The organism is Streptomyces sp. JLBT605 (assembly GCF_058215555.1).
In genome coordinates this window covers 153,372-174,885 of the sequence record NZ_CM177087.1, presented here as the reverse complement: position 1 = coordinate 174,885, position 21,514 = coordinate 153,372, and the positions used below count along the sequence as shown (strand labels likewise).

Below are 21,514 nucleotides of genomic sequence, written 5' to 3'. Positions count from 1 at the left end.
TGATCATGTTCCTGACACCAGTGGGCACTGCACACTCCCACGAACGGCACCACACCTCGAAGGGGGCGATCAGCGCATGACCAAGCCTGAGAGCGCTGGATACGACTACGACGTCGTCATCAGCGGAGCCGGCCTCGCCGGCAGCGCCGCGGCGATCTTGCTCGCTCGACGCGGTGTTCGTGTCGCGCTCCTGGAACGCCGCTCGGACCCCGAGGCGTACAAGGTGCTGTGCACCCATTCCATCACGGCCAACGCCTACCCGGTGCTCGACGAACTCGGCCTCGTCCCCGCTCTCGAGAAGGCGGGGGCCGTCCGCAACGACGCCCGCTGGTACACCCGCTGGGGATGGATCGAGCCGAAGGCCGCGCCGGCGGGCCCCGAGCTACCGCACGCGTACAACGTTCGGCGCAGCACCCTCGACCCGTTGATCAGGTCGCATGCCGCAAAGAGCCCTGGCGTCGATCTGCTCCTCGGCCACCAGGTGACCGGGCTGGTCCGGGAAGCCGGGCGAACCGTGGGGGTGCGCGCGTCGACACCACAGGGCGAGCGTGAGATCCGGGCTCGCCTGGTGGTCGGCGCCGACGGCAAGGACTCGGCCGTGGCGAAGTTCGCCGGGGTGGCTGCCCGGCAGTACGAGAACGCGCGGTTCGGCTACCTCGCGCACTTCCGCAATCTTCCGCTGCACGGCGGGATCGGCCAGACCTGGTTCCTCGAGCCCGACATGGCGTACGCGTTTCCGAACGACGACGGGGTGACGGTCCTCGCGGTGCTCCCGGACAAGAAGCGGCTGCCGGCCTTCCGGGAAGACCTGGAGCGCAGCTTCCTCGAATTCGTCCGCGCCCTGCCCGAGGCACCGCCCATCGATTCCGCCGAGCGCGTCACGAAGATCATCGGCACTGTCAACTACCCGCTGCACAGCCGCAAGCCGACCGCGCCGGGCCTGGCGCTCATCGGAGACGCCGCCCTGACCGGCGACCCCCTCTGGGGGGTGGGGTGCGGGTGGGCTCTGCAGTCCGCGCGATGGTTGGCGGAGGCGGTCGCTTCCGCCGCAACCGGTCGGGGGGAACTCGACAGGTCGCTCATGGTGTACGCACGCAGACACCGGCGCCGGCTGCGCGGTCACCAGTACCTGGCCGCCGACTTCGCCAAGGCCCGTCCGTTCAACCCCCTGGAGCGGCTGATGTTCTCGGCGGCAGCGCGCGATGAGTCGGTGGCGCGGCACATGCATCTCTTCGCATCCCGCCTGATCGGTCCGCTGCGCTTCTTGAACCCGGTGGCAGTGGCCAGGGCTTCGGTCGTCAACATCAAGCACCGCGAAGCGGCTGTGCCACCCGCGCACCTGCCGCACACCTACACCTAGGCCCCCTGACTGCCCTGGTCGCGGAGTATCCCGGCCAGCAGTTCCGCGCAGGAGGCGCGGAGTTCGGCGCGAGTGGGAGCGGCCGCATGGAATTGCCCGGCCGTGCAGGAGAAAAGGACACCGTCGCACCAGGCGACCACGTCGAGGACGTGGCGTTCCGGCGCGTGGGACCCGGCCGCCGTGAGCATCGCCATCAGCGGTTCCCGGAATCCGCGGCCCGCCCGGTCGTAGATCTCCCGTAGCCCGGGTCTGCGGGTGGCCTCCAGGGCCAGCTCGTAACGGGCGATGAGCAGCTGCCGGTGCCGGGTGAGGTAGCGGTGCAGGGAGAGGGAGAGCGTGTCGGCGATTGCCTCCGCCCTGGCCCCCGGCAACTCTGCCGCTGCCCGAACCGCCCTGGCCTCCGGTAGCTCTCCCGCGGCCCGTGCCGCCGGCTCGTCCGGCAGCAGTACAGCCTTCTCTCGCTCGGTCAGGCGTCGCACCGCCGCCTCCAGCAGGGCGGCGCGGGTGCGCGCCAGATTGGAGGTGGAGCCCTGTGGCAGTCCGGCCGCCTCGTCAACAGCCCGATGGGTCAGGCCGCGCATGCCGCGCTCGGCGAGCAGGCGCAGCGCGGTGTCGGCGATGAGTTGATGGCGGGAGGCGGCCGCCGGGGCGTGATCATCTCGATGATCTCGGGCGTTCATGGGTGGTGAGCCTACTCGCTCCACTACGGGTGTAGTCTGTCGGCGTCTGGCGTCACTACATCTGTAGTGGAGCCGTGCGGGAACAGTTCTCGGAGCCGGGAGGCGGGCCATGCGGCAGCGCACTGCGATCGTGGTCGGTGGCGGTATCGGCGGGCTGACCGCCGCGGTGGCACTCGATCGCCGCGGCTGGTCGGTGACCGTCGTGGAGCGCGCCGCCGGGCTGGAGCCGGTCGGCGCGGGGATCGGGCTCGCGCCCAACGCCCAGCGGGCCCTGGACACCATCGATGTCGGTGACGCCGTACGGGCCATGGCCGCCTGGCAGATGAGTGGCGAGGTCCGCCTCGCCGGCGGCCGTCTGCTGGCCCGTACGGACAATGGAGCGGCCGTCCGGCGCTTCGGCGGTCCGGTCGTCGTCGCGCACCGTGCCGAGCTGGTCGCCATGCTCGCCGCCCGGCTGCCCGACGGCGCAGTGCGGACCGGAGCCACGGCGGCGCTCGTCGATGCCGGAGACCCGCGCTCCGAGACCCGCCTGGCGCGTGTACGGATCGCGGAAGCGGCCGGCGGCGAGGGCAGCGGCGCTGACGCGGGCAGCCACGATGGCGACGGTGCGGAGCTGACGGCGGACCTGGTCGTCGCAGCCGACGGCATTCACTCGGCAGTGCGCCGTGTGGTCTTCCCCGGCCTGCCGGCACCGCGTTACGCCGGCTTCACCGCCTGGCGCATGGTCGTGCCGGCGCCCGGCGGCCGGTTGGCGGCGCATGAGACCTGGGGCCCCGGCGGAGTGTGGGGCACCGTGCCGCTGCACGACGGGCGGGTCTACGCCTACGCCACCGCGGCCGTGCCGCCCGGCGGCCGGGCCGCCGACGGTGAACTGGCCGAGATGCGCCGCCGCTTCGGCGGCTGGCACGATCCGATCCCCGAGCTGCTCGCCACCGCCGACCCTGCTGCGGTGCTCCACAACGACGTGTACACCGCGGCCGCTCTCCCGCCCGCCTTCCACCACGGCCGCGTCGCCCTGCTCGGCGACGCCGTCCACCCCATGACCCCCAACCTCGGCCAGGGCGGTTGCCAGGCCATCGAGGACGCCATCGTGCTGGCACACGAGGCCACCTCGGGCGGCGACCTGGCCGCTGGGCTCGCCGCATACACCCGGCAACGGCTGCCGCGCACCAGGGAGGTGGTGCGCCGTTCCGAGCGGATCGGGCGACTCACCACCTGGCGCTCCCGACCCGCCTGCGCCCTGCGGGCCGCCGTGCTCTCCGCCCACGCCCGTCTCGCGCCGGAGCTGGCACTGCGCACCCTGGACGGCATCGCCGACTGGCGCCCGCCAACCGCCGCCTACGCCACCGGGGCGTAGACCACCACGGTGGCTGGGGGAGATCGCGAGGCGGAGGATGGGGATCCCCCGGACAGGGCCGGGGAGAGTCCACGCGCGGTTGCCGTGCGGTGCGCCGCCGAGCAGCGGTAGGTTCGGCGGCGCAAGCGGCGACGATCAAGGGGCGGACCGGCGACATGAAGATCACTTTGCGCGAGGTGCTGGACAGCGACGTGGCCGTCTTCTGGGCGCACATGAGCGAACAGACGGCACAGCGGATGGCCGCGGTCACGCGCAAGTACCACTACGACCGGAGCCTGTTCGACGCGCATTGGGCGAAGGTGCGTTCCGACTCCGGAGTCACGGTGCGGACCGTGCTGGCGGACGAGGCGGTGGCCGGGCACGCAGCGGTGTTCGGGCCGTCCGGCGAGCGCGAGGTCACCTATTGGATCGCTTCCGCGTACTGGGGGCGCGGGGTTGCCAGTGCGGCGCTGAGGGAGCTCATCGCTCTGGAGCCGGCGCGGCCGCTGCACGCCCACGCGGCGGCGGACAACGCCGGCTCGCTTCGGGTGCTGGAGAGGTGCGGCTTCACCATCACCGGTCGCGGCCGGATTTTCGCGCAGGCGCGTGGCGAGGAGATCGACGAGCTGGCGCTGACCCTGGAGTGAGGTCACGGCGCTCGCGCGTTTTCGGCAGACCGGCCGACCAGCAGCGGCGCCGGGCCCCGAGGATCAGCCTCAGCCCTCACCTTTAGCGCGGACCCGACCATGCGGTAATCCGTTTGGGTGGCAGCACTTCCCGGCTCTTCAAGAAATGGTCGGCATATACGACTCTTGCAGTGACCAGAGGAACCACGCGCGCAGGCATCCGGGGGGACTGTCATGCACTCACTGAGGAACGTCGTACGGACGGCCGTGACCATCAGCGCCGCTCTCGTGCTGTTCACCGGGTTGTCCACACGTGCCCAGGCGGCCACCGGGGACTTCGCCTACGTCAATGTGAATGGGGACGACTTCACGCTGCACAACCCCCAGAACGGCGAGTGCTTCTTGTTGGTCAGCGGGGCCAGGAGCGCTGCCAACCACACGAACACCAAAGCGACGGTGTTCGCCGAGCACGGTTGCGAGGGATCGCGACTGACAATGCAGCCGAACACATCGGTGGACTTGAGCGGCGCTCCGCACAGCGTGATGTTCGGCTGAGCGGCCACGCCGTCGGCGGTGGTCTCCTGGATGAGCCAACCGGCCGTGGGCGGCACGGCCCAGGAGCCACCACCGGGCCAATCCGCCCGCCGGGGGATGGGGCTACTCGACGGCGATGTCCTCGTAGGTGATGGTCACCTTCTCTGTCGCGGGCCCGGCGTCCGAGACCTCCAGCGACGCTGCTTCCCAGCGCGATGCCCAGGCGTTGCTGAGGTGGATGCGGCGCACGGTCTGCTTCCTGGCGTCCGTCAGAGCGATCGTGAGGTTCTGGCGTGTCGCGTCGAGGTCGGCGTTGACGAGGGTGGCTTTGATCCAGTCGCTGAAGGCGGCGCTCCTGTCCATGCCTCGGGTGATGGTGATCTCACCCGAGGTACGGGTACCAGGCTGTTTGCGGACCAGGAATTCTCCGGTCGGAGAGACCTGGCGGACCTCCACCACGTCCTGCTCCAGCCGGAGGCCCGAGACGCTCTGGACGGTCTCCACCTGGAACCTGCCGAGTTCGATGGCGAAGATGCTGTCGCTGAAGGTGTCACCGGTCAACACGGTTGTCTCCTGTGGCTCGTCACGCGGTACGGCCGGGCTGGCCGGCGATCCGGGATGATCGCCTCCGTCGTGCCGGTGCCTCTACCCAGCAGCACAGGTACCCACGCCGCTCGCGGCAGTCCCACCCCCATGTGGGTGACTACCCCTGTGAGGCAGACACGGGCCCCACACCAGTGGTCCGGGGCCCGTGCCGTCTCTACCTCTGCCCGCTGTTCACGCCTGACGCAGTGCGGAGCGGCCCGCGAAGCGCGCCGAGTCGCCCAACTCCTCTTCGATCCGGATCAGTTGGTTGTACTTCGCCGTGCGGTCGGAGCGGGAGAGCGAGCCGGTCTTGATCTGGCCGCAGCCGGTCGCCACCGCCAGATCCGCGATCGTGGTGTCCTCCGTCTCGCCCGAGCGGTGCGACATGACAGCCGTCCAGCCCGCCTGGTGAGCCGTGGCCACCGCGGCCAGCGCCTCGGTCAGGGTGCCGATCTGATTGACCTTGACCAGGACCGAGTTGCCGACGCCGGTGCGGATGCCCTCGCGCAGCAGCGTCTCGTTGGTGCAGAACACGTCGTCGCCGGTGAGCTGGCAGCGGTCGCCGACGCGGGCGGTCAGCTCGCGCCAGCCGTCCAGGTCGTTCTCCGCCATCGGGTCCTCGATGGAGACGACCGGGTAGGCGTCGATGAGCTTGGCCAGGTAGTCGGCGTGCTCGGAGGGCGTGCGGCGCACCCCCTCGCCCGCGTAGTCGTACACCCCGTCGCGGAAGAACTCCGACGACGCCGGGTCCATGACCAGGCCGATGTCCGTGCCGGGGCGGTAGCCGGTGCGCTCGATGGCGGTCATCACGAAGTCGAGCGCCTCCTCGGCGGTACGCAGCGCCGGCGCGAAGCCGCCCTCGTCGCCGACGCCCGTGGAGTGCCCGGCGGCCAGCAGATCGCGGCGCAGGGTGTGGAAGACCTCGCTGCCCATGCGGACGGCTTCCGCGAACGTGTCCGCGCCTACGGGCGCGATCATGAACTCCTGGAAGTCCAGCGGATTGTCGGCGTGGGCCCCGCCGTTGACGATGTTCATCATCGGCAGCGGCAGGAGGTGGGCGTCGGCGCCGCCGAGGTAGCGGTAGAGGGGCTGGCGGTGGGCCGCCGCGGCGGCCTTGGCGGTGGCGAGGGAGACGCCGAGGATCGCGTTTGCGCCGAGCCGAGACTTCGTGGGGGTGCCGTCGAGGGCGACCAGCTCGGCGTCGAGGCCCGCCTGGTCCGCCGCGTCCCGGCCGCGCACGGACGCCGCGATCTCCCCGTTGACGTGGGCCACCGCGCGGTCGACGCCCTTGCCGTGCCAGCGCGCGGAGTCTTTGTCGCGCAGTTCCACGGCCTCCCGGGCGCCGGTGGAGGCGCCGGAGGGGACAGCCGCCCGCCCCAGGGACCCGTCCGCCAGGACGACGTCGACCTCGACCGTGGGGTTGCCGCGGCTGTCGATGATCCGGCGGGCGGTGACGGTCTCGATGGCGGCGTTGACGGTTCCGGTTGCCGCTGCGGACATGGGAGGTCCTTCCCGTTGTGGTGTGCCGTGGCCCCGGCTGCGACAACGCTGGCGCTGAGCCCGGCAAGACCAAACCCTACAGCAATGCTGCTCAGTTTTGCTGTACAGCCTTGCTGTGCAGTGTTGCTGCGCAGTATTGCTGTGCAGGTCAGGTGCACAGCTTTGCTGGTCAACGCGGTAAAGTGCCTTATGCCCACCTCGGAAGCCGCCGCCATCGCCGCCGAACTGCGCACCGCGATGGGCAAGCTCACCCGGCGCGTCAAGCACGAGGACCGCATCCCGCTGGGCCAGGCCGCCGTACTCGGTGCGCTCGACCGCAACGGCGCCATGACCACCAGCGACCTCGCCGCCGATCAGCGCGTACGCCCCCAGTCGATGGCCCGGGCGGTGGGGCTGCTCATGGAACAGAACCTGGTCACGCGCCGGGCGCACCCCACGGACGGGCGGAAGTCGCTGGTCGAGCTGTCGGACGCGGGCCGGGCCGCGCTCGAAGCGGAGCGCGGACGCAGGGCCGGCTGGCTCGCGCAGGCCATCGAGGCCGAACTCACGGATGAGGAGCGGTCGTTGCTGGCACGGAGCACCGCCCTGCTGGAGCGGCTCGCCACACGCTAGCCCCCGACAGGCACCGTTCGCCCCGTCGCGACGCTGAGCTCATGCCGCCGGTCTGCCTGCCGACGCCGGCCAGGAGGCGTAGGCCACGACCCGGGCGCGGCCGCCCCAGCTGCTTGCCCGGGGCGCGGGCCCCGGCCTGCTCTCACACCGAGTCGCCACCGCCGCAGACAGCCCGAGCCACATCGGCGGTTCGACTCGAATGGATGGTCAGCTCGATGAGGGTGCCGGGGTCACGATGTCATCGGCCTTGGCCGTGAAGTTGACCTCGGAGCCATCGACCGACTTCACGGTGACCGTCACTCCCACGGTGCTGTCATCGTCCGCCGTGAGCGTGCACCGGGTGGTGGTGCCGACCTTGCCGACGAGATCCTCGGGGCATGTGATCTGCGGCTTCGGCAGGTTCTTTTCGGCGGCCAGCGCCTCGGCGACCTTGGTGGCCAGCTTGTCCGCGGACAGTTTCGGTGTGCTCGACGAGGAGCAGCCCACGAGCAAGGCGCCGGCAGCGGCGGTTGCGAGTATCGAAGCTGCTGCGGACAGCCGGGGTGTGGCCATGGTCGGACTCCGGTCCAGGTGATCAAGGTAGGGGGGACCTGGGCAGCATACCCGCAGCTCTGACGCGGACATGATCAACTTCGCTGTCGGTCCGTGGTCACGGTCAGCGGCCCCGCTGCCGCGGGACGCGGAACACCTGTCTGCCGCGCGGACGGCCAGGCCCCCGGCGCCTGAGGGGCGAAACGTCTAGGAGCCTTCGCCGACGTCCAGTGCCGTGCCGTAGAGGCGGGACACCTTGAGACGGAGGACAACGCGCCGTTCGGCGACGGCCTCCGCGAGAAAGGCGTCCTCGTCCAGCGGTGCTCCGCCCGCGGCCGCCATGGCGAGCAGTTCGCGGCCGACCGCGTCGCCGGGGACGGTGGTCGGAGGCGACACCTCCACCTCGCCCTCGGCAACCGCGTAGGCCCACACGTCGCGGCTGACGTGCAGCGCGGCATGCGGATCGGCGCGCAGATGGCGGGGCTTGAGGCGGTCCTGCGTGGTGGAGATCCGCACCATCCGCTCCGCCGGGTCCCAGCGGTACAGGATGGTCGCGAGGTGCGGGTGGCCGGTCTTGCGGACGCTGGCGAGCACTCCGAACTGCTGCTCCCGAAGGATGGTGTCGAGTTCGGTCTCGGTGAGGACGCGAGGGCCTGGGCCGGGCATGGTGTTCCCTTTCGGTTGTCGCGGGGTTGGGGTGGTGTGGTGCGGGCGGCGCCGGGTCAGGCGGCCGGAACCGCGGCCGGTTCGGACCGCTGACCGGACTCCTGCGCGGCCGCGGGCTCCGGCGCCGTGGCTACGTTCGACGCCGCCGGCCGCCGCAGCAGGACGGTGGCTGCCAGGAGTGCCAGGACGAGCAGTCCCGTGCCGGCGGCGAAGGCGACGTGGTACCCGGCGGTGAGGGCTTCGGAACGGGGCCTGCCCTGCTGTATGAGGGAGTCGGTGCGGGTGGCCGCCACGGTGGACAGCACCGCGACGCCGAGCGCCGAACCGAGCTGCTGGGTGGTGTTGAACAGGCCCGACGCGAGTCCGGCGTCCCGGGAGTCGATGCCCGACATGCCCAGGGCGGTGAGCGCGGGCAGGGCGAGACCGAAGCCGGACGCGAGCAGCATCACGGGCAGTACATCGGTGACGTAGTTCGCGTGCACCGGCAGCCGGGTGAGCAGGGCGAGGGCCCCGATCAGCGGGATGAGGGCCGCACGCAGCACGGCGCGCTCGCCGCGGCGGGCGATCAGTCGGGCCGAGACGCCCAGCGAGACGGCGCCGATGGCCAGGGCGGCGGGGAGCATCGCCAGCCCGGTCTGGGCGGCGTCGTAGTGGAGTACGCCTTGCAGGTAGAGCGCCACCAGCACTTGGAAGGCGAAGAGGGCGGCGACCATGAGCATTTGGACGAGATTGGCGGCGACCACGGTGCGCGAGCGCAGCATGCGCAGGGGCAGCAGCGGTGAGCGGGCCCGGGACTGGCGCAGGAAGAAGGCCGCGATCAGCGCCGCACCGGCGGAGGCGGGAACCAGTGTCTGCGCTGAAAGCCAGCCGTGGGCCGCGGTGTTGACGATGCCGTACAGCGCCGCCATGAGGCCGGCGGTGATCAGGAGCGCGCCCCAGGCGTCGGCCCCGGCCCGCAATCCGAGACCTCGGTCCGCGGGCAGCGCGGGTCCTGCCAGGGCGAGGACGGCGGCGCCGATGGGCAGGTTGATCAGGAAGATCCAGTGCCAGTCCAGCGCGTCGGTCAGTACGCCGCCGAGCACCTGGCCGATCGAGGCCCCGGCGGCGCCGGTGAAACTGAACACCGCGATGGCATGGGCCCGTTCGCGTCCCTCGGCATACAGGGTGGCGAGGATGCCCAGGCCCACGGCCGCCGTCATGGCGCTGCCGACGCCCTGCAGGAATCGGGCGGCGAGCAGTACGGCGGGGTCGGAGGCGAGCCCGGCCAGGAGCGAGGAGGCGGTGAAGACGGCCGTGCCGGCGACGAACATCCGCTTGCGGCCGAGCAGGTCGCCGAGCCGCCCGGCGAGGAGCAGCAGGCTGCCGAAGGCAACGAGATAGGCATTGACGACCCAGCTCAGCCCCTCGGGACTGAAGCCGAGATCGTGCTGCATGGCCGGCATGGCCACGGTGACGATGGAGCCGTCCAACACGATCATCAGCGTGCTCGCGGCGATGACGCCGAGGGCGAGGCCGCGACGCGGTGGAGGCGGAGACATATGACGCGGAGACACATAACGGGGCGTGGGCACGGTGGCCCTCCTGTCGCGATGCGTACGGAAGACGAGCCGATCGGCGCGATAGAAGGACCGTAGCAGATAGTTCCGTTGCAGACTATATTTCTCGGACCGAACCGTGGATTACGCTGAACACATGACCGCCATGTCACCAGCCCCCACGCGTACCCAGCCGGACGTCTCCTACCTGCTGGACCACACCGGATACGTGCTGCGCACCCAGATGGCGGCGGAGCTCGCCAAGATCGGGCTCACCGCCCGCATGCACTGCGTCCTGGTGCACGCGCTGGAGGAGGAACGCACCCAGATCCAGCTCGCCGAGATCGGCGACATGGACAAGACCACGATGGTGGTGACCGTCGACGCCCTGGAGAAGGCCGGCCTCGCCGAGCGCCGCCCCTCCAGCAGAGACCGGCGGGCTCGGATCATCGCTGTGACCCAGGAGGGTGCACGCACCGCCGAGCGCAGCCAGCGCATCGTGGACGCGGTGCACGAAAGGGTCCTCGCCGCGCTTCCGGAAGAGGACCGCGAGACGTTCCTGCGCCTGCTGACCCACCTGGCCAAGGGTCACCTGAGCAGCCCCGACCCCAGCCCCAGCCCCGCCGCCCGACGGGTCCGCCAGCGCAGCTAGCCCCGTCTCAACGCCGCCGACGCCGCCGCGTCATGTCCGGCAGCCGGAACCAGACCGTCCTCGACATGCCGCCCGCCGAAGCGGAGGGTCTTCACCCGCCCCGCGCCGAAATCCGCGAAGGCACCGGCAATAGCCGATCCCGGCCCCCTCGGGCTGCGACAGTCTCCGCGGCAAGGCGGCCACCGCGCAGGCCGAACGGCAGGGGGTCTGACGCTACCTGGCACGATGCGATCATGACGCAGGACATACAAGCCCAGGGAGAGGCGCTCGTCGCCGCCGCCCGTGCGGGCGACTCCAAGACCGCCCGCCGGCACACCGACTTCTTCGTGCTGCGCAAGCTCGTGGACGAAGGCATTCCGTACTGGGAGCAGGCAGTGGCGGCCGGCGACGCCTTCTCGCATTACACCCTTGCCCGGTACCGGAAGATCCGGGGCGATCGGCAGGCCGCCGACGCGCTCTACCGCGCTGTCGCCGACCGCCACGCCGGATGCGCCTACGGACTCGGCGTGCTGCTCCGCGAGGATGGTGATCCGGAGGCCGCCGAGTGGTTCCGCCGAGGCTGGGAGGGAGGGCGCAACCTCGACTGCAAGATCGAGCTCGGCAAGCTGCTCGCGGCCGAGGGGCGACTCGACGAGGCGCCGAAGTTCCTGATGAGCGACGTCGATCTGGGCGACATCGCGGTGTTCCGCTGGGTGCAGCTCTTCGAGTCGATCCGCGAGGACTTCGACCGCGTCGCGGCGGGACTCGACGCCGCCGAGGCCGCCGGGGACGCGGACGCCGCCGCCGAGGCGCTGCGCCCGCTCTTCGCCTTGGAAAAGCACTTCCGCGACTACCCGGGCCTGACGACCGAGGCCGCCGGTTACTACCGCAGGGCCTCCGCGCTCAGCGCCTCCGCCCGCGTGGACCACGCCGTGTTCCTGACGGAGACCGGCGGCGAGACGTCCTGGCCCGAGGCCCGCGGCCTGCTGCTCCAGGCCCACGACGAGGGCTATGAAGGCGCCGCGTACGTACTCGGTGTCCTGCACGAGCAGCGCGGCGACCTCGGCGACGCCGAGCACTGGTACGGCCTCGCGGCCGCACGCGGGCATCAGCCGGCTCAGTGGAACCTCGGGCTCCTCTGCAAGCGGCAGCGGCGGTACGAGGAGGCCGAACGCTGGTTCCGGGAGGTCGGCGAGGACGACGAGGACGTCGTCGAGCAGCTCGACCGGATCGCCGCGATCCGATCGGGCGGCGCCGTCGGCCCCGGCAAGGACCTGCGCCGACTGCCCGGGCTGCGTGAGCGAGCCGAGGCGGGCGACGTGCACGCCTCGTACGCGTACGCAAGGATTCTCGGCGACTGGGCCGGCGCGGACGACCGCCACCTGGTCCGCTGGATCGAACCCGCCGCGCTGGCCGGGGACCCGCAGGCGGCGTACGACCTCGCGGAGCTGTATGGCGCTCTGCGCAGGCCCACGCTGCGCGACCAGTGGTACCGGACAGCCGCCGAGGCGGGCCACCACGACGCGTGCAACCAGATGGGGTGGCTCTCCGAGTACCACCGGGACTACCAGGAGGCCGAGCGCTGGTACGTGCGCGCGGCCGGCGACGAGTCCCCGCTGAACGCCATGCTCGCGGGCAAACTGAAGGCCCAGCGCGGCGCTTACGCCGAGGCGGAACCGTTTCTCCGCACGGCCTGGGAAGAAGGCGGCGACTTCGCCTACAGGACGGAGGCCGCCGGGTACTACGGACTGGTCCTGCACCGGCTGGGTCGCCTCGCGGAAGCCATCGAGCCGCTGCGGGCCGCCGCCGCACGCTGGGATGACGACGTGCGCGCCCGCTACAGCCGGGACGACCTGGACGTACTGTCCCGGATGGCCGACCCGGAGAAGGAGCTGGCGGAGGTGGAGGCGGCGCTGACGGCGTGACACCGCTGGTCGGAGGGCCTGCGAGCATGCGGCGGGCGACGATCGGAGCGGCCGCCGCCAAGCCGACGACGCCCAGGAAGCGCTCACGGTTGTGCTTGCAGCGCCGGCGCGGGCGGCGGCCGGCCGGCTAGGACACTGTCCACTCGACGACCCATCGGCGGCGGCCGGGCCCGGGCGGAGGATCGCCAGATCACCCTGCTTGTTCCACCGCAGAGGAACGCCCGCGCCGCCGCCGGGTGGCTGATGGTGAACCGCGTCCGGCACACCCTCGAACGGCTCGTCAGACCGCCGGCGGCCCCGCCTCGATGCGGCGCAGCACCGGGGCCAGGCGGTCCAGGTCGGGGCCGGTCTGGATCTGCCGCTCGTCCCACCAGGTGGCGCCGGCGTCGTGCAGCGGCCCGACCACGTCCTTGGCCTTGGCCGCGTGCAGGGGCGTGGCACCGCCGAGCACGAACTCGAAGGGGCGCTCGGCCCCGGCCGCACGGTGCTTGCGGACATAGCCGACCAGTTCCCGTACCTCCGCCACATCTGGCACGTGCCCATGCCGGGCCGTCTCGAAGAGTGGCACCGCGCCGTCCCACCGCGCTGCCCGCCGCATGGGCGGACGACGCGGCCAGAACCCGCCGATCCACACCGGAGGCCTGGGCCGCTGCACGCTGGCCGGCAGCAGCGTCACGTCCCGGGCCTCGTAGTGACGGCCGTGGTGGTTCACCGGCTCGCCGGACCAGAATCGCGCCAACAGCTCCAGTCCCTCGTCCAGCCGCTCGGCAAGGAGACGTGGCTCGGCCGTGTCGCCGAAGCTGTGGTACTCGTCCTGGACCGGACCGCCCAGACCCGCGGCGAAGATCACCCGGCCTCCGCTGAGGTGGTCCAGGGTGGCCACCTGCCGGGCCAGTTGCTGCGGACGGTAGCGGGGGACCGGCGTCAGCAGGGTGCCGAGTCGTATCCGGGAGGTCGCCAGCGCGGCCGCGGTCAGCAGCATCCAGGGATCTCCGAAGGGACGCGCTTGGTGCTGTCGGTGGAGGACATGGTCCCAGACGAAGAGCCCGTCCCAGCCGGCCTGTTCGGCGGCGACCGCTGCCGTCGCGACGTTACGAGGGTCGGCGAAGTCACCGAAGTTGGGGATGTTGATGGAGAAGCGCATCCGAGCAGGATGCGTGGCCGGTCACGACGGGGCAATCGGGTTTCGGAACCAGCCGGACCCGCCGCCGCCCGGGCCACAGGCGTGAGGCGGCACGGCCTGGTCAGTACAGGGCCTCGCCCATCGGGGAGTCGTCGCCGACGATGTAGGCGCGGATCGATGCCAGGTACGCGTCGCGGCCGACCCGGCCGTCGCCGTCGGCGTCCAGCGCGTCGAACGCGGCGGCGGCGTTCTCCGGCGAGTTGTTCAGTGCGGTGCGCAGTGTCGTGAACTCGGCTCTGTCCAGGGCGCCGTCGGCGTCGGCGTCGGCGAGGTCGAAGAGCGCGCCGAGCGCGAACCGGCAGACGTTGTCGAACTTGTCGGCGCCCACCCACGCGTTGTACTCGTCGAAGGTCAGCTTCCCGTCATTGTCGGCGTCCATCGCGCCCCAGGCTTTGATGCCTTCCGCTCGGGCGGTGATGACGAGCGGGTCGTCCTCTGTGCGCCCGGTGGCCAGGACGGTCCGGTCGATGCGGGAGAGGTAGTCGTGCCGGGTGATGACCTGGTCCCCGTCGGCGTCCATCATGGCGAACACGCGCACCCTCGCGGTGGTGGCGGCTGTGGCGGTCGTAGGGCTCACTGGTCTCCTCCTGCTCGGTTCATGCTTCTGCCCGGTGAGGGCTCGTCCGGCGGGTTGGTCAGGTGCTTGCAAGGTCAGCGAACTCGATGGAGGGGCATGTGGTGAGCAGACGCGGTATGACGGTGGCGCCCAGAGCCCTGGCGCTGGCGGTCTCCCAACACGCGTGAGTCCGCTACATCTGTACCACCGGCCTGGGCTCACCGACCGCGATCGGAGAGACATCACCCAGAGGGATGACACGGCTCGCGTCGGGAGGAGTAGTGGGGTCCTGGTGGCGTTCCCGCGTTGTGCCGTGCAGGCGTCTGTCACCAGGTGGGGGATTCCAGCATGCTGTCGAAGAGGACGCCGCTTCCTCGAGTACGTGGCTGGGCCCGGGGCGGCGCAGCCCCCGACTCAGTCAGCCGCTTCGACGTAAGACGCCAGGTTGGCCAGCGAGGAGGCGATCCCGGCCTCGTGGACCGCTTGGTCGATGCCGGGTGGCACGTCCGTGGCGGTGACGGTCACCTCGGTCCCCGCACGGGTGGCAGCGAGGTGCCAGGTCATCGTCATGGTGCCCGCGTACGACGGGTCGTCAGTCTCGAAGACGACGCGCTGCACCACGCGCTCCGGTGGCACCAGGGCGGCAAACCCCACGTCGACGACATCTGTCGCATCGGACGTCTTGCCGGGGCTGTCAGCGGGGTCGAGGTAGGTGAGGACCATCCGGAACAATTTCTACGCCGCGTACCCTCGGCTCCGTGCCCCGTCACCCGAAGAAGCCCCGCCGCCTGGTCGCCGACGGGCGGGCGTACTTGTGGACGCTCCGCCACAGCCACCGCGTGCTGGACGGCGGCCGGTCCGCGGACTGCCGCCAGACCCTGACGCTGTACCCGCAACCGGCCGGCACCGGCGGCCCGCTGCGGATCGTCTTCGCCGACGGGCCGGGCCGGTACGTCCCAGGCGGGTTCCCCCTGGGTTCCGGCGACGTGGGATACGTCCGGGGCGCGTCCTTGAACCTGCACGAACCGGGTGCCGTCCGGGCCCTGCTCGACGCGGCGTCGGCCCGTGGATGGCGGCCGGGGGAGCCGGGGGCGGAGGAGATCGACGGCTGGCCCCTGCTGGAGGCCGCGGCCGCCGCGCGCGCCGGGGCCGTCGGCCCCAACGGGGTATGCGACAAGGGCGGCTGCTGACCCGCCGTCCTCGCGGTCCCGGCGCGCACGTCCCGGGCGAGCCCGGGTAGCCGCGCGCACCCGCGACACCTCACCCGGCCGGTCTGATGAGCGAGCACTTTCCGTGATTATCTGCCACTTTACGTCACGTAAGGTGTCGGAAAATCAGGAGGACACATGAACGGGCTTCGTATCCCGAAGTGCCGGATGGCCCCGGTGGCCGCGATCGCCAAGGGCACCACGGTGGCTGCTCTCACGCTCTCTCTGGTCACCATCGGCGGCGGTCTCGAGGCGAGCGCGGCCGCCGACCGCGGTGGCGGCAAGGCGTCCAGCGCACTGCAGTTCCACGACCAGATGCGCAAGCTGTGGGTGGACCACATCGTCTACACCCGGCTGACCATCGTGAGTTTCGCCGCGAGCCTGCCCGACCTTCAGGTGACCGAGGGGCGGTTGCTGCGCAACCAGTCCGACATCGGCAACGCCTTCCGGCCGTACTTCGGCAACGAGGCGGCCGACGAGCTCACCGAGCTGCTGAGGGTGCACATCCTCACCGCGGTCGACATCCTGGAGGCGGCGAAGGCGGGCGACACCGACAAGCTCAACGCCGCCGTGGCCGCCTGGTACGCCAACGCCGACGAGATCGCCGACTTCCTGCACAGGCTCAACCCCAGGCAGTGGCCGCGGGACGAGCTCCGCCACATGATGAAGGAACACCTCGACCTGACCCTCGAGGAGGCGACCGACCGCCTCGAGGGCCGCTTCGCCGAGGACATCGCCGACTTCGACCAGATCCACACGCAGATCCTCGGCATGGCCGACACGCTGTCCTGCGGGATCATCGGCAGGTTCCCCAACCGCTTCAGCTCCCCGAAGCAGGTCACCTGCGCCACGCACGTACGCCGGTAGCAGCTCACCTACCGCTGGGCCGCCGCCGGGGCGGGCGCCGGCGGCTCCGCGGGGCGCCCGACACCTGGCGCGCGAGACGCCACGGATCCCTGGATCACGCGGGGCTGTAGCCCCGCGTTGTGACGTGGTCGTGGATGAGGTGGCCGAAGGCGCGGGCGGCGGCGGACTGGTAGGCGTCCTGGCGGGTGAGCAGGGTGACGGTGCGGGCGGGCAGGGGCGGGTCGAGGGGGATGGGGGTGAGGTGCGGGTGGTCGTGGGTGATCGCGTCGGGCAGGACGGTGGCCAGGCCGGTGCGCTGGACGATCTCGATGAGGGCCTGGATGGAGTTGGCCTCCACGGCGATGCGCGGATGGACGCGGTGACGGGTGAGGTAGGCGTCGATGTGGCCCCGGGTGGCGAAATCGCCGCTGAGTAGGGCCAGCTGCCGGCGATCGAGGTCCTGGACCGGCAGGGGCTGGTGGTCGGTGGTGGCCGGTGGCGGGGTGTGCCGTGCCGCGGTGACCAGGCTGAGGGTCTCGGTGAACAGCGGCGTGGCGGCGATGCCGGAGAGGTGGGGGCCGGCGAAGGCGATGCCGAGGTCGATCTCGTCGGCGGCCAGGCCGGCCTCGATGCGATCCTGGGTCGCTTCGGTGACGGTCAGGGTGAGGCCGGGGTGGCGGGCGTGGAGCTCGGCGATGGCCGGGCCGACGAGGTAGGCGGTGAACGTCGGCGTGACCGCGAGGCGGAGGTGGCCGCGGGAGAGGTCCTGCACGTCGTGGACGGCCCGTTCGGCGGCGGCCAGGTCGCGCAGCGCCCGCCGGGCGTGCTCGACGTAGACCTGGCCGGCGTCGGTGGGCCGTACGGTGCGGCCGGTGCGGTCGAGCAACTGCACGCCCAGCGCGCGCTCCAGCTGTTTGATCTGCTGGGAGAGGGTGGGCTGGGAGATGTGCAGCTCTTCGGCGGCGCGGGTGAAGTTCCCGTGGTCGGCCACGGCGAGCAGGTAGCGCAGGTGACGGAGTTCCAGGGCAGCCATAAGAGGAACTATAGATGTGGTCTATGGAAGTCATGGCCAGCAACTCTTGGACACTATAAGTCCAGGTCGTGCATGGTGGATCTCGCCGGCCCCCAGGGGCCCGACGGCTACCGAAGGGAGTGACCCATGCAGGACCTCACCGAGGGCGTCGCACGGTTCCAGCGCGACGTCTTCCCGGCCAAGGCGGACCTCTTCGCCCACCTCTCCGCGCATCACACGCCGCACACGCTGTTCATCGGCTGCTCGGACGCGCGCGTCGTACCGGAGCTGATCACCCAGGGCGAGCCGGGCGAGCTCTTCGTCATACGCACCGCCGGAAACCTCGTCCCCGCCTACGCCCCCGGCGCCAACGGGGTGACGGCCAGCATCGAGTACGCCGTCGCCGTACTCGGCGTGACCGACATCGTGGTGTGCGGGCACTCCGCCTGCGGCGCGATGACCGCCTTGGCCGAAGACCACGACCTGTCCGGCGCACCGGTGGTCGCCCAATGGCTACGGCACGCGGACGCCGCCGTGGCCCGCACCGCCGACCTGGCGGCCGGCCCACGGAAGGTCGGCGCCCTGGTCCGCCAGAACGTGTACGCACAGCTGACGAACCTGACCACCCACCCCTCCGTCGCCCGGGCGCTGGCGGAGAAGAACGTGACGCTGCACGGCTGGGTCTTCGACATCGCCACCGGGCACATCGAAGCCCTCGACCTCACCGGCGCGGGTATCGCCCTCGCGTCCTGATCCAGGCCCGGCCCACAACCCGCGCGCCGGCCCCGACGCCGAGGCGCTGACGCGGTCGTGCCGCGAAGCGCGGCACGCCGGGACCACCCCACCCACACCAACCCGCCGCTCCCGCCCCTTCCCGCGCGGACCGGCATTCCCAGAAAAGGAGCCCCTCTCATGGCGCACGCCCACTTCGACCCCGCCGCCCGCCAGGCCCTGGCCGCCCAGGCCGTGGAGGCCAAGGTCCGCAAGGACCTGTCCTGGCAGCAGATCGCGGACGCCTCCGGTCTCTCGGTCGCCTTCACCACCGCCGCCGTCCTCGGCCAGCATGCGCTGCTGCCGGCCTCCGCCGAGGCCGTGGCCGAGCTGCTGGGCCTCGACGAGGACGCGGTGCTGCTGCTGCAGACCATCCCCACCCGCGGCTCGATCCCCGGCGGCATCCCCACCGACCCGACCATCTACCGCTTCTACGAGATGCTCCAGGTCTACGGCACCACACTCAAGGCCCTGGTCCACGAGGAGTTCGGCGACGGCATCATCTCCGCGATCAACTTCAAGCTGGACGTGAAGAAGGTCGCCGACCCCGAGGGCGGCGAGCGCGCGGTGATCACCCTGGACGGCAAGTACCTGCCCACCAAGCCCTTCTGACCCCGAAGGCCCACCGGTAGCCGAGCGGGCCGGCAGCAGGGCTCCCTCCCCCTCTGCCGGCCTGCCCGCTCCGGCAACGCCTCCACCCCGAACCAGAAGGAGCAGCCGCGCCTGCCCCTTTGAACACAACCGGCTACAGCATCTGTCGTGACGGGGCCGACGCCACGCGTGCACTCAGCTCGTGCAGATCCTTGGGGGTGTTGACGGCACACCAGAACCCGTCGACGTGATAGCCCGCCAGCTGCCGCAGCCGCACAAGGTACGGCAGGGTGGTGTCCGCGTGATCCCCGTGATCCGGCAGCAGGGGAACCACCTCGGGCTGGAAGGCGTACACACCGCCGTTGACCGTGCAGGTGGGCGGGGGTGGCGCAGCCAGCTCCGCGATCCTTCCCCGCGTATCGCACACGACCGTGCCGTGCGGTAGCCACGGTGGCACCAGGGCGACCGTGGCCAACGCTCCGGATTCCAGGTGGTGAGCGCCCATCTCGGCGAGGGGGAAGTCGGTCCAGATGTCGCCGTAGCTGGCGAACCACGGCTCCGCCGGCGCAGGGAGCGAACGGGCGGCGAGCTTCAGCCCGCCGCCCCGCCCCAGAGGACGGTCCTCCACGACCACGATGGTGCGGACCGGCAGGTTCGCGCCACGCACATAGTCAGTGATCACCTGCGACCGATGGCCCGCCGAGACGACCACCGCCTCCACACCCGCGCCGGCGAACCAGTCGATCTGGTGGCGTAACAGCGGCGTGCCGTTGACTTCGATCGTCGCCTTGGGGCGCCGGTCCGTGTACGGGGCCAGGCGCCGACCGCGTCCGCCCGCGAGGATCACCGCCTGGCGGATCGGGGCCTGCCCTGACGACATCCATCAACTCCCGGCGAGAACGGCACGACATCTGAACGATCCGCCACGAAAAAGGAGATGCACGCGCGGATGCGACGCGGGCGACACCGGCCGCGCCGCTTACAGCTGCCCGGCGCGCCCACCGCGAAACCCCCTCCCCGGCATATTGGCCGAGGCGTGATCGAGGTATGCCTTCTCCCGCGGGTCCACAAGGTCGTCGTCCTCAGTGACGAGACACCGGGGCCGTCGGCCACGCAGTCGCACCCGGCCCCGCCGTACGCGAAGCCGCCCGATGGACGGCTCCGCGCACACGCCACCTCGCGGCCGGTCGGTTTCGGCGCCTGGTCCTCGCAGCCGTCGACCCCGACGCGCCGAAGCCCTCCGGAGCCTCGGCGAGTGCGGGGCGGGGCTCGTCAGCGACATCCGCGGGCGTTGAGCCGGGCTGCCTGGCGCGTCAGGTGGTCGCGCTCGGCGAGATTGGGTGCCTTGTGGGCCGCCTCGGCGTACAGCCGTGCCGCTGACGATCTGCACCCAGTCGGTCTCGGCGGCGCGGGGCGCGTCGGCGTGGAGGGCCGCGATGGCGGCCTGCGCCTGGAACTCGCCCAGCCGGTCGCGGGCGAGGGCCGCCTGAAGGATCCCGACACCCTCGGCGATCGACTCGGTGTCCCACCGGCCGCGGTCCTGCTCGGCGAGCGGCACCAGGCTGCCGTCGGGCGCGGTCCGGGCGGCGCGCCGGGCGTGGTGGAGCAGCATGAGGGCGAGCAGCCCGGCCACCTCGGGGTGGTCGATGCGGGCCGCGAGCTGCCGGGTGAGCCGGATGGCCTCGGCGGCGAGGTCGACGTCGCCGGAGTAGCCCTCGTTGAAGACCAGGTAGAGGACGCGCAGCACGGTGGCGACGTCGCCGGGCCGGTCGAACCTTCCCGAAGCTCTCGACTTCTTCCCCGAGCTCTCGGCTTTGCTCGAGCAGGAGATACCCCGTTGAGCAGGGGAGACCCCTAGGCCGGAGACGGTGCGCTTGGCCCGGCTGATCCGCTGCGCCATCGTCGCCTCGGGCACCAGGTAGGCCTGGGCGATCTGGCGGGTGGTCAGCCCGCCGACGGCGCGCAGCGTGAGCGCGACCGCCGATGCCGGGGTCAGCGACGGGTGGGCGCACAGGAAGTAGAGCTGGAGCGTGTCGTCCACCGCGGGCGCCGGCCCGGGCGCCGGCTCCTCCTCGACGCGCTCCTCACGCCGCCGGCGCGCGGCGTCGGCGCGCGTCGCGTCGAGGAACTTGCGCCAGGCCACGGTGACCAGCCAGCCCTTGGCATCCCGCGGAGGGCCGGCCGGCCAGACGCGGAGCGCCTCGACCAGCGCGTCCTGCACGGCGTCCTCGGCCGCCGCGAAATCGGCTCCGCGGCGGACGAGGACGGTCAGCACGCTCGGCGTGAGGCTCCTCAGCAGAGCCTCGTCCATCGGTGACGTCATTCCGTGATGGTGGGCGGCGCGGTCAGGAACGGGCGCACCTCCAGCCACTCGTGGATCGGCTTGCCGCCCGCCCCGGGAGCGGCCGACAGCTCCCCGGCCAGCTCGACGGCGCGCTCGTAGCTGTCGACATCGATGATCATCCAGCCGGCGATGAGGTCCTTGGTCTCCGCGAACGGCCCGTCGGTGACCGGTGGGCGCCCCTCACCGTCGTAGCGGACCCAGGCTCCCTCGGGGGCGAGCGCCTGGCCGTCGACGAACTCGCCGGTCTTCTCCAGCCGGGCCGCGAAGTCGTTCATGTACTGCACATGCGCCGAGATCTCCTCCGGCGTCCACTGGTCCATCGGCACGTCGTTGACCGGAGCCGGGGCGCCGCGGTAGTGCTTCAGCAGCAGGTACTTGGCCATCGTGGTACTCCTCGGTGCTGGTGCGACCCATTATCGTCGCGTTCACTCCGGGGACGGAGCCGGGCGCGGGTTCTCGACATCGCGCCGTCCGTCTTTTTT

General features: G+C 71.3%; 23 protein-coding genes and 1 pseudogene. 11 read left to right on the top strand and 13 right to left on the bottom strand.

What is annotated here, in order from left to right; translation table 11 throughout:
• The first annotated feature begins 76 nt into the window (after positions 1 to 76).
• Positions 77 to 1,360 (top strand): NAD(P)/FAD-dependent oxidoreductase, encoded by a 1,284-nt coding sequence (locus tag AC4BDD_RS00955; protein ID WP_490689019.1) that lies wholly within the window; start codon positions 77 to 79, stop codon positions 1,358 to 1,360.
• On the opposite strand, the gene AC4BDD_RS00950 is transcribed toward AC4BDD_RS00955, so the two are convergent.
• Complete coding sequence (locus AC4BDD_RS00950; RefSeq protein ID WP_490689018.1) at positions 1,357 to 2,040, bottom strand: TetR/AcrR family transcriptional regulator; 684 nt, start codon at positions 2,038 to 2,040, stop codon at positions 1,357 to 1,359. The two genes, AC4BDD_RS00955 and AC4BDD_RS00950, sit on opposite strands and share 4 nt — an antisense overlap.
• A 109-nt stretch (positions 2,041 to 2,149) precedes the next feature.
• Between AC4BDD_RS00950 and AC4BDD_RS00945 the strand changes: the two genes are divergently transcribed.
• The 3 genes from AC4BDD_RS00945 (at position 2,150) to AC4BDD_RS00935 (ending at position 4,557) form a co-directional block, all read left to right on the top strand.
• Positions 2,150 to 3,397, top strand: a complete 1,248-nt coding sequence (locus AC4BDD_RS00945) for an FAD-dependent monooxygenase (RefSeq protein ID WP_490689017.1) — start codon at positions 2,150 to 2,152, stop codon at positions 3,395 to 3,397.
• Positions 3,398 to 3,552: 155 nt separating this feature from the next.
• Entirely contained in the window at positions 3,553 to 4,023 is a 471-nt protein-coding gene (locus tag AC4BDD_RS00940; RefSeq protein WP_490691997.1) for a GNAT family N-acetyltransferase, read from the top strand.
• A gap of 246 nt (positions 4,024 to 4,269) precedes the next feature.
• Positions 4,270 to 4,557, top strand: coding sequence for a hypothetical protein (locus tag AC4BDD_RS00935; protein ID WP_490689016.1), 288 nt, complete (start codon positions 4,270 to 4,272; stop codon positions 4,555 to 4,557).
• 102 nt (positions 4,558 to 4,659) lie between these two features.
• Here AC4BDD_RS00935 and AC4BDD_RS00930 read toward each other — a convergent pair whose 3' ends face one another.
• Together AC4BDD_RS00930 and eno are read right to left on the bottom strand one after the other, a co-directional pair.
• Positions 4,660 to 5,100, bottom strand: coding sequence for a phage tail protein (locus AC4BDD_RS00930; protein ID WP_490689015.1), 441 nt, complete (start codon positions 5,098 to 5,100; stop codon positions 4,660 to 4,662).
• Positions 5,101 to 5,313: 213 nt separating this feature from the next.
• The gene (gene eno / locus AC4BDD_RS00925; RefSeq protein WP_490689014.1) at positions 5,314 to 6,621 is read right to left on the bottom strand and encodes a phosphopyruvate hydratase; all 1,308 of its coding nucleotides are present in this window, start codon (positions 6,619 to 6,621) and stop codon (positions 5,314 to 5,316) included.
• 189 nt (positions 6,622 to 6,810) lie between these two features.
• Between eno and AC4BDD_RS00920 the strand changes: the two genes are divergently transcribed.
• Positions 6,811 to 7,233: a MarR family winged helix-turn-helix transcriptional regulator gene (locus AC4BDD_RS00920; RefSeq protein ID WP_490689013.1), complete on the top strand. Its 423-nt coding sequence runs from the start codon at positions 6,811 to 6,813 to the stop codon at positions 7,231 to 7,233.
• Positions 7,234 to 7,440: 207 nt separating this feature from the next.
• Here the strand turns inward: AC4BDD_RS00920 and AC4BDD_RS00915 are convergent, their stop codons facing one another.
• The 3 genes from AC4BDD_RS00915 to AC4BDD_RS00905 all read right to left on the bottom strand — a co-directional run bounded on the left by AC4BDD_RS00915 (position 7,441) and on the right by AC4BDD_RS00905 (position 9,968).
• Positions 7,441 to 7,785 carry a DUF4333 domain-containing protein gene (locus AC4BDD_RS00915; protein ID WP_490689012.1) on the bottom strand — a complete coding sequence of 115 codons (345 nt, stop codon included), beginning with the start codon at positions 7,783 to 7,785 and terminating at the stop codon, positions 7,441 to 7,443.
• A gap of 186 nt (positions 7,786 to 7,971) precedes the next feature.
• Positions 7,972 to 8,430 carry a TIGR03618 family F420-dependent PPOX class oxidoreductase gene (locus tag AC4BDD_RS00910; protein ID WP_490689011.1) on the bottom strand — a complete coding sequence of 153 codons (459 nt, stop codon included), beginning with the start codon at positions 8,428 to 8,430 and terminating at the stop codon, positions 7,972 to 7,974.
• 56 nt (positions 8,431 to 8,486) lie between these two features.
• Positions 8,487 to 9,968 (bottom strand): MFS transporter, encoded by a 1,482-nt coding sequence (locus AC4BDD_RS00905; protein WP_490689010.1) that lies wholly within the window; start codon positions 9,966 to 9,968, stop codon positions 8,487 to 8,489.
• 154 nt (positions 9,969 to 10,122) lie between these two features.
• On the opposite strand from AC4BDD_RS00905, the gene AC4BDD_RS00900 reads away from it, so the two are divergent.
• A complete protein-coding gene (locus AC4BDD_RS00900) occupies positions 10,123 to 10,617 on the top strand; it encodes a MarR family winged helix-turn-helix transcriptional regulator (protein WP_490689009.1) in 495 nt (164 codons plus the stop codon).
• 233 nt (positions 10,618 to 10,850) lie between these two features.
• On the top strand, positions 10,851 to 12,521 hold the full coding sequence (locus AC4BDD_RS00895) for a tetratricopeptide repeat protein (RefSeq protein ID WP_490689008.1): 1,671 nt from the start codon (positions 10,851 to 10,853) through the stop codon (positions 12,519 to 12,521).
• A 280-nt stretch (positions 12,522 to 12,801) separates the two neighbouring features.
• On the opposite strand, the gene AC4BDD_RS00890 is transcribed toward AC4BDD_RS00895, so the two are convergent.
• The 3 genes from AC4BDD_RS00890 to AC4BDD_RS00880 all read right to left on the bottom strand — a co-directional run bounded on the left by AC4BDD_RS00890 (position 12,802) and on the right by AC4BDD_RS00880 (position 14,983).
• Positions 12,802 to 13,665 carry an LLM class flavin-dependent oxidoreductase gene (locus AC4BDD_RS00890; RefSeq protein ID WP_490689007.1) on the bottom strand — a complete coding sequence of 288 codons (864 nt, stop codon included), beginning with the start codon at positions 13,663 to 13,665 and terminating at the stop codon, positions 12,802 to 12,804.
• Positions 13,666 to 13,765: 100 nt separating this feature from the next.
• A complete protein-coding gene (locus AC4BDD_RS00885) occupies positions 13,766 to 14,281 on the bottom strand; it encodes an EF-hand domain-containing protein (protein WP_490689006.1) in 516 nt (171 codons plus the stop codon).
• A gap of 393 nt (positions 14,282 to 14,674) precedes the next feature.
• The gene (locus tag AC4BDD_RS00880) at positions 14,675 to 14,983 is read right to left on the bottom strand and encodes an SRPBCC domain-containing protein (protein ID WP_490689005.1); all 309 of its coding nucleotides are present in this window, start codon (positions 14,981 to 14,983) and stop codon (positions 14,675 to 14,677) included.
• Between the two features lie 35 nt (positions 14,984 to 15,018).
• Here AC4BDD_RS00880 and AC4BDD_RS00875 point away from each other — a divergent pair, with 35 nt between their 5' ends.
• Both AC4BDD_RS00875 and AC4BDD_RS00870 read left to right on the top strand, forming a co-directional pair.
• Positions 15,019 to 15,450, top strand: a complete 432-nt coding sequence (locus AC4BDD_RS00875; protein ID WP_490689004.1) for a hypothetical protein — start codon at positions 15,019 to 15,021, stop codon at positions 15,448 to 15,450.
• A gap of 156 nt (positions 15,451 to 15,606) precedes the next feature.
• On the top strand, positions 15,607 to 16,335 hold the full coding sequence (locus AC4BDD_RS00870; protein WP_490689003.1) for a hypothetical protein: 729 nt from the start codon (positions 15,607 to 15,609) through the stop codon (positions 16,333 to 16,335).
• Between the two features lie 94 nt (positions 16,336 to 16,429).
• Here the strand turns inward: AC4BDD_RS00870 and cynR are convergent, their stop codons facing one another.
• Positions 16,430 to 17,347 carry a transcriptional regulator CynR gene (cynR, locus tag AC4BDD_RS00865; protein ID WP_490689002.1) on the bottom strand — a complete coding sequence of 306 codons (918 nt, stop codon included), beginning with the start codon at positions 17,345 to 17,347 and terminating at the stop codon, positions 16,430 to 16,432.
• 126 nt (positions 17,348 to 17,473) lie between these two features.
• Between cynR and AC4BDD_RS00860 the strand changes: the two genes are divergently transcribed.
• Together AC4BDD_RS00860 and cynS are read left to right on the top strand one after the other, a co-directional pair.
• Positions 17,474 to 18,079: a carbonic anhydrase gene (locus AC4BDD_RS00860; protein ID WP_490689001.1), complete on the top strand. Its 606-nt coding sequence runs from the start codon at positions 17,474 to 17,476 to the stop codon at positions 18,077 to 18,079.
• A 159-nt stretch (positions 18,080 to 18,238) separates the two neighbouring features.
• Positions 18,239 to 18,709 (top strand): cyanase, encoded by a 471-nt coding sequence (gene cynS / locus AC4BDD_RS00855; protein WP_490689000.1) that lies wholly within the window; start codon positions 18,239 to 18,241, stop codon positions 18,707 to 18,709.
• Between the two features lie 133 nt (positions 18,710 to 18,842).
• Here the strand turns inward: cynS and AC4BDD_RS00850 are convergent, their stop codons facing one another.
• From AC4BDD_RS00850 to AC4BDD_RS00840, 3 genes and pseudogenes are all read right to left on the bottom strand, one after another.
• Positions 18,843 to 19,568, bottom strand: a complete 726-nt coding sequence (locus tag AC4BDD_RS00850) for a nucleotidyltransferase family protein (RefSeq protein ID WP_490688999.1) — start codon at positions 19,566 to 19,568, stop codon at positions 18,843 to 18,845.
• Positions 19,569 to 19,960: 392 nt separating this feature from the next.
• A pseudogene (locus AC4BDD_RS00845) lies at positions 19,961 to 20,999 on the bottom strand (RNA polymerase sigma factor).
• Positions 21,000 to 21,007: 8 nt separating this feature from the next.
• Positions 21,008 to 21,415, bottom strand: a complete 408-nt coding sequence (locus AC4BDD_RS00840) for a YciI family protein (RefSeq protein WP_490688998.1) — start codon at positions 21,413 to 21,415, stop codon at positions 21,008 to 21,010.
• Positions 21,416 to 21,514 lie beyond the last annotated feature (99 nt).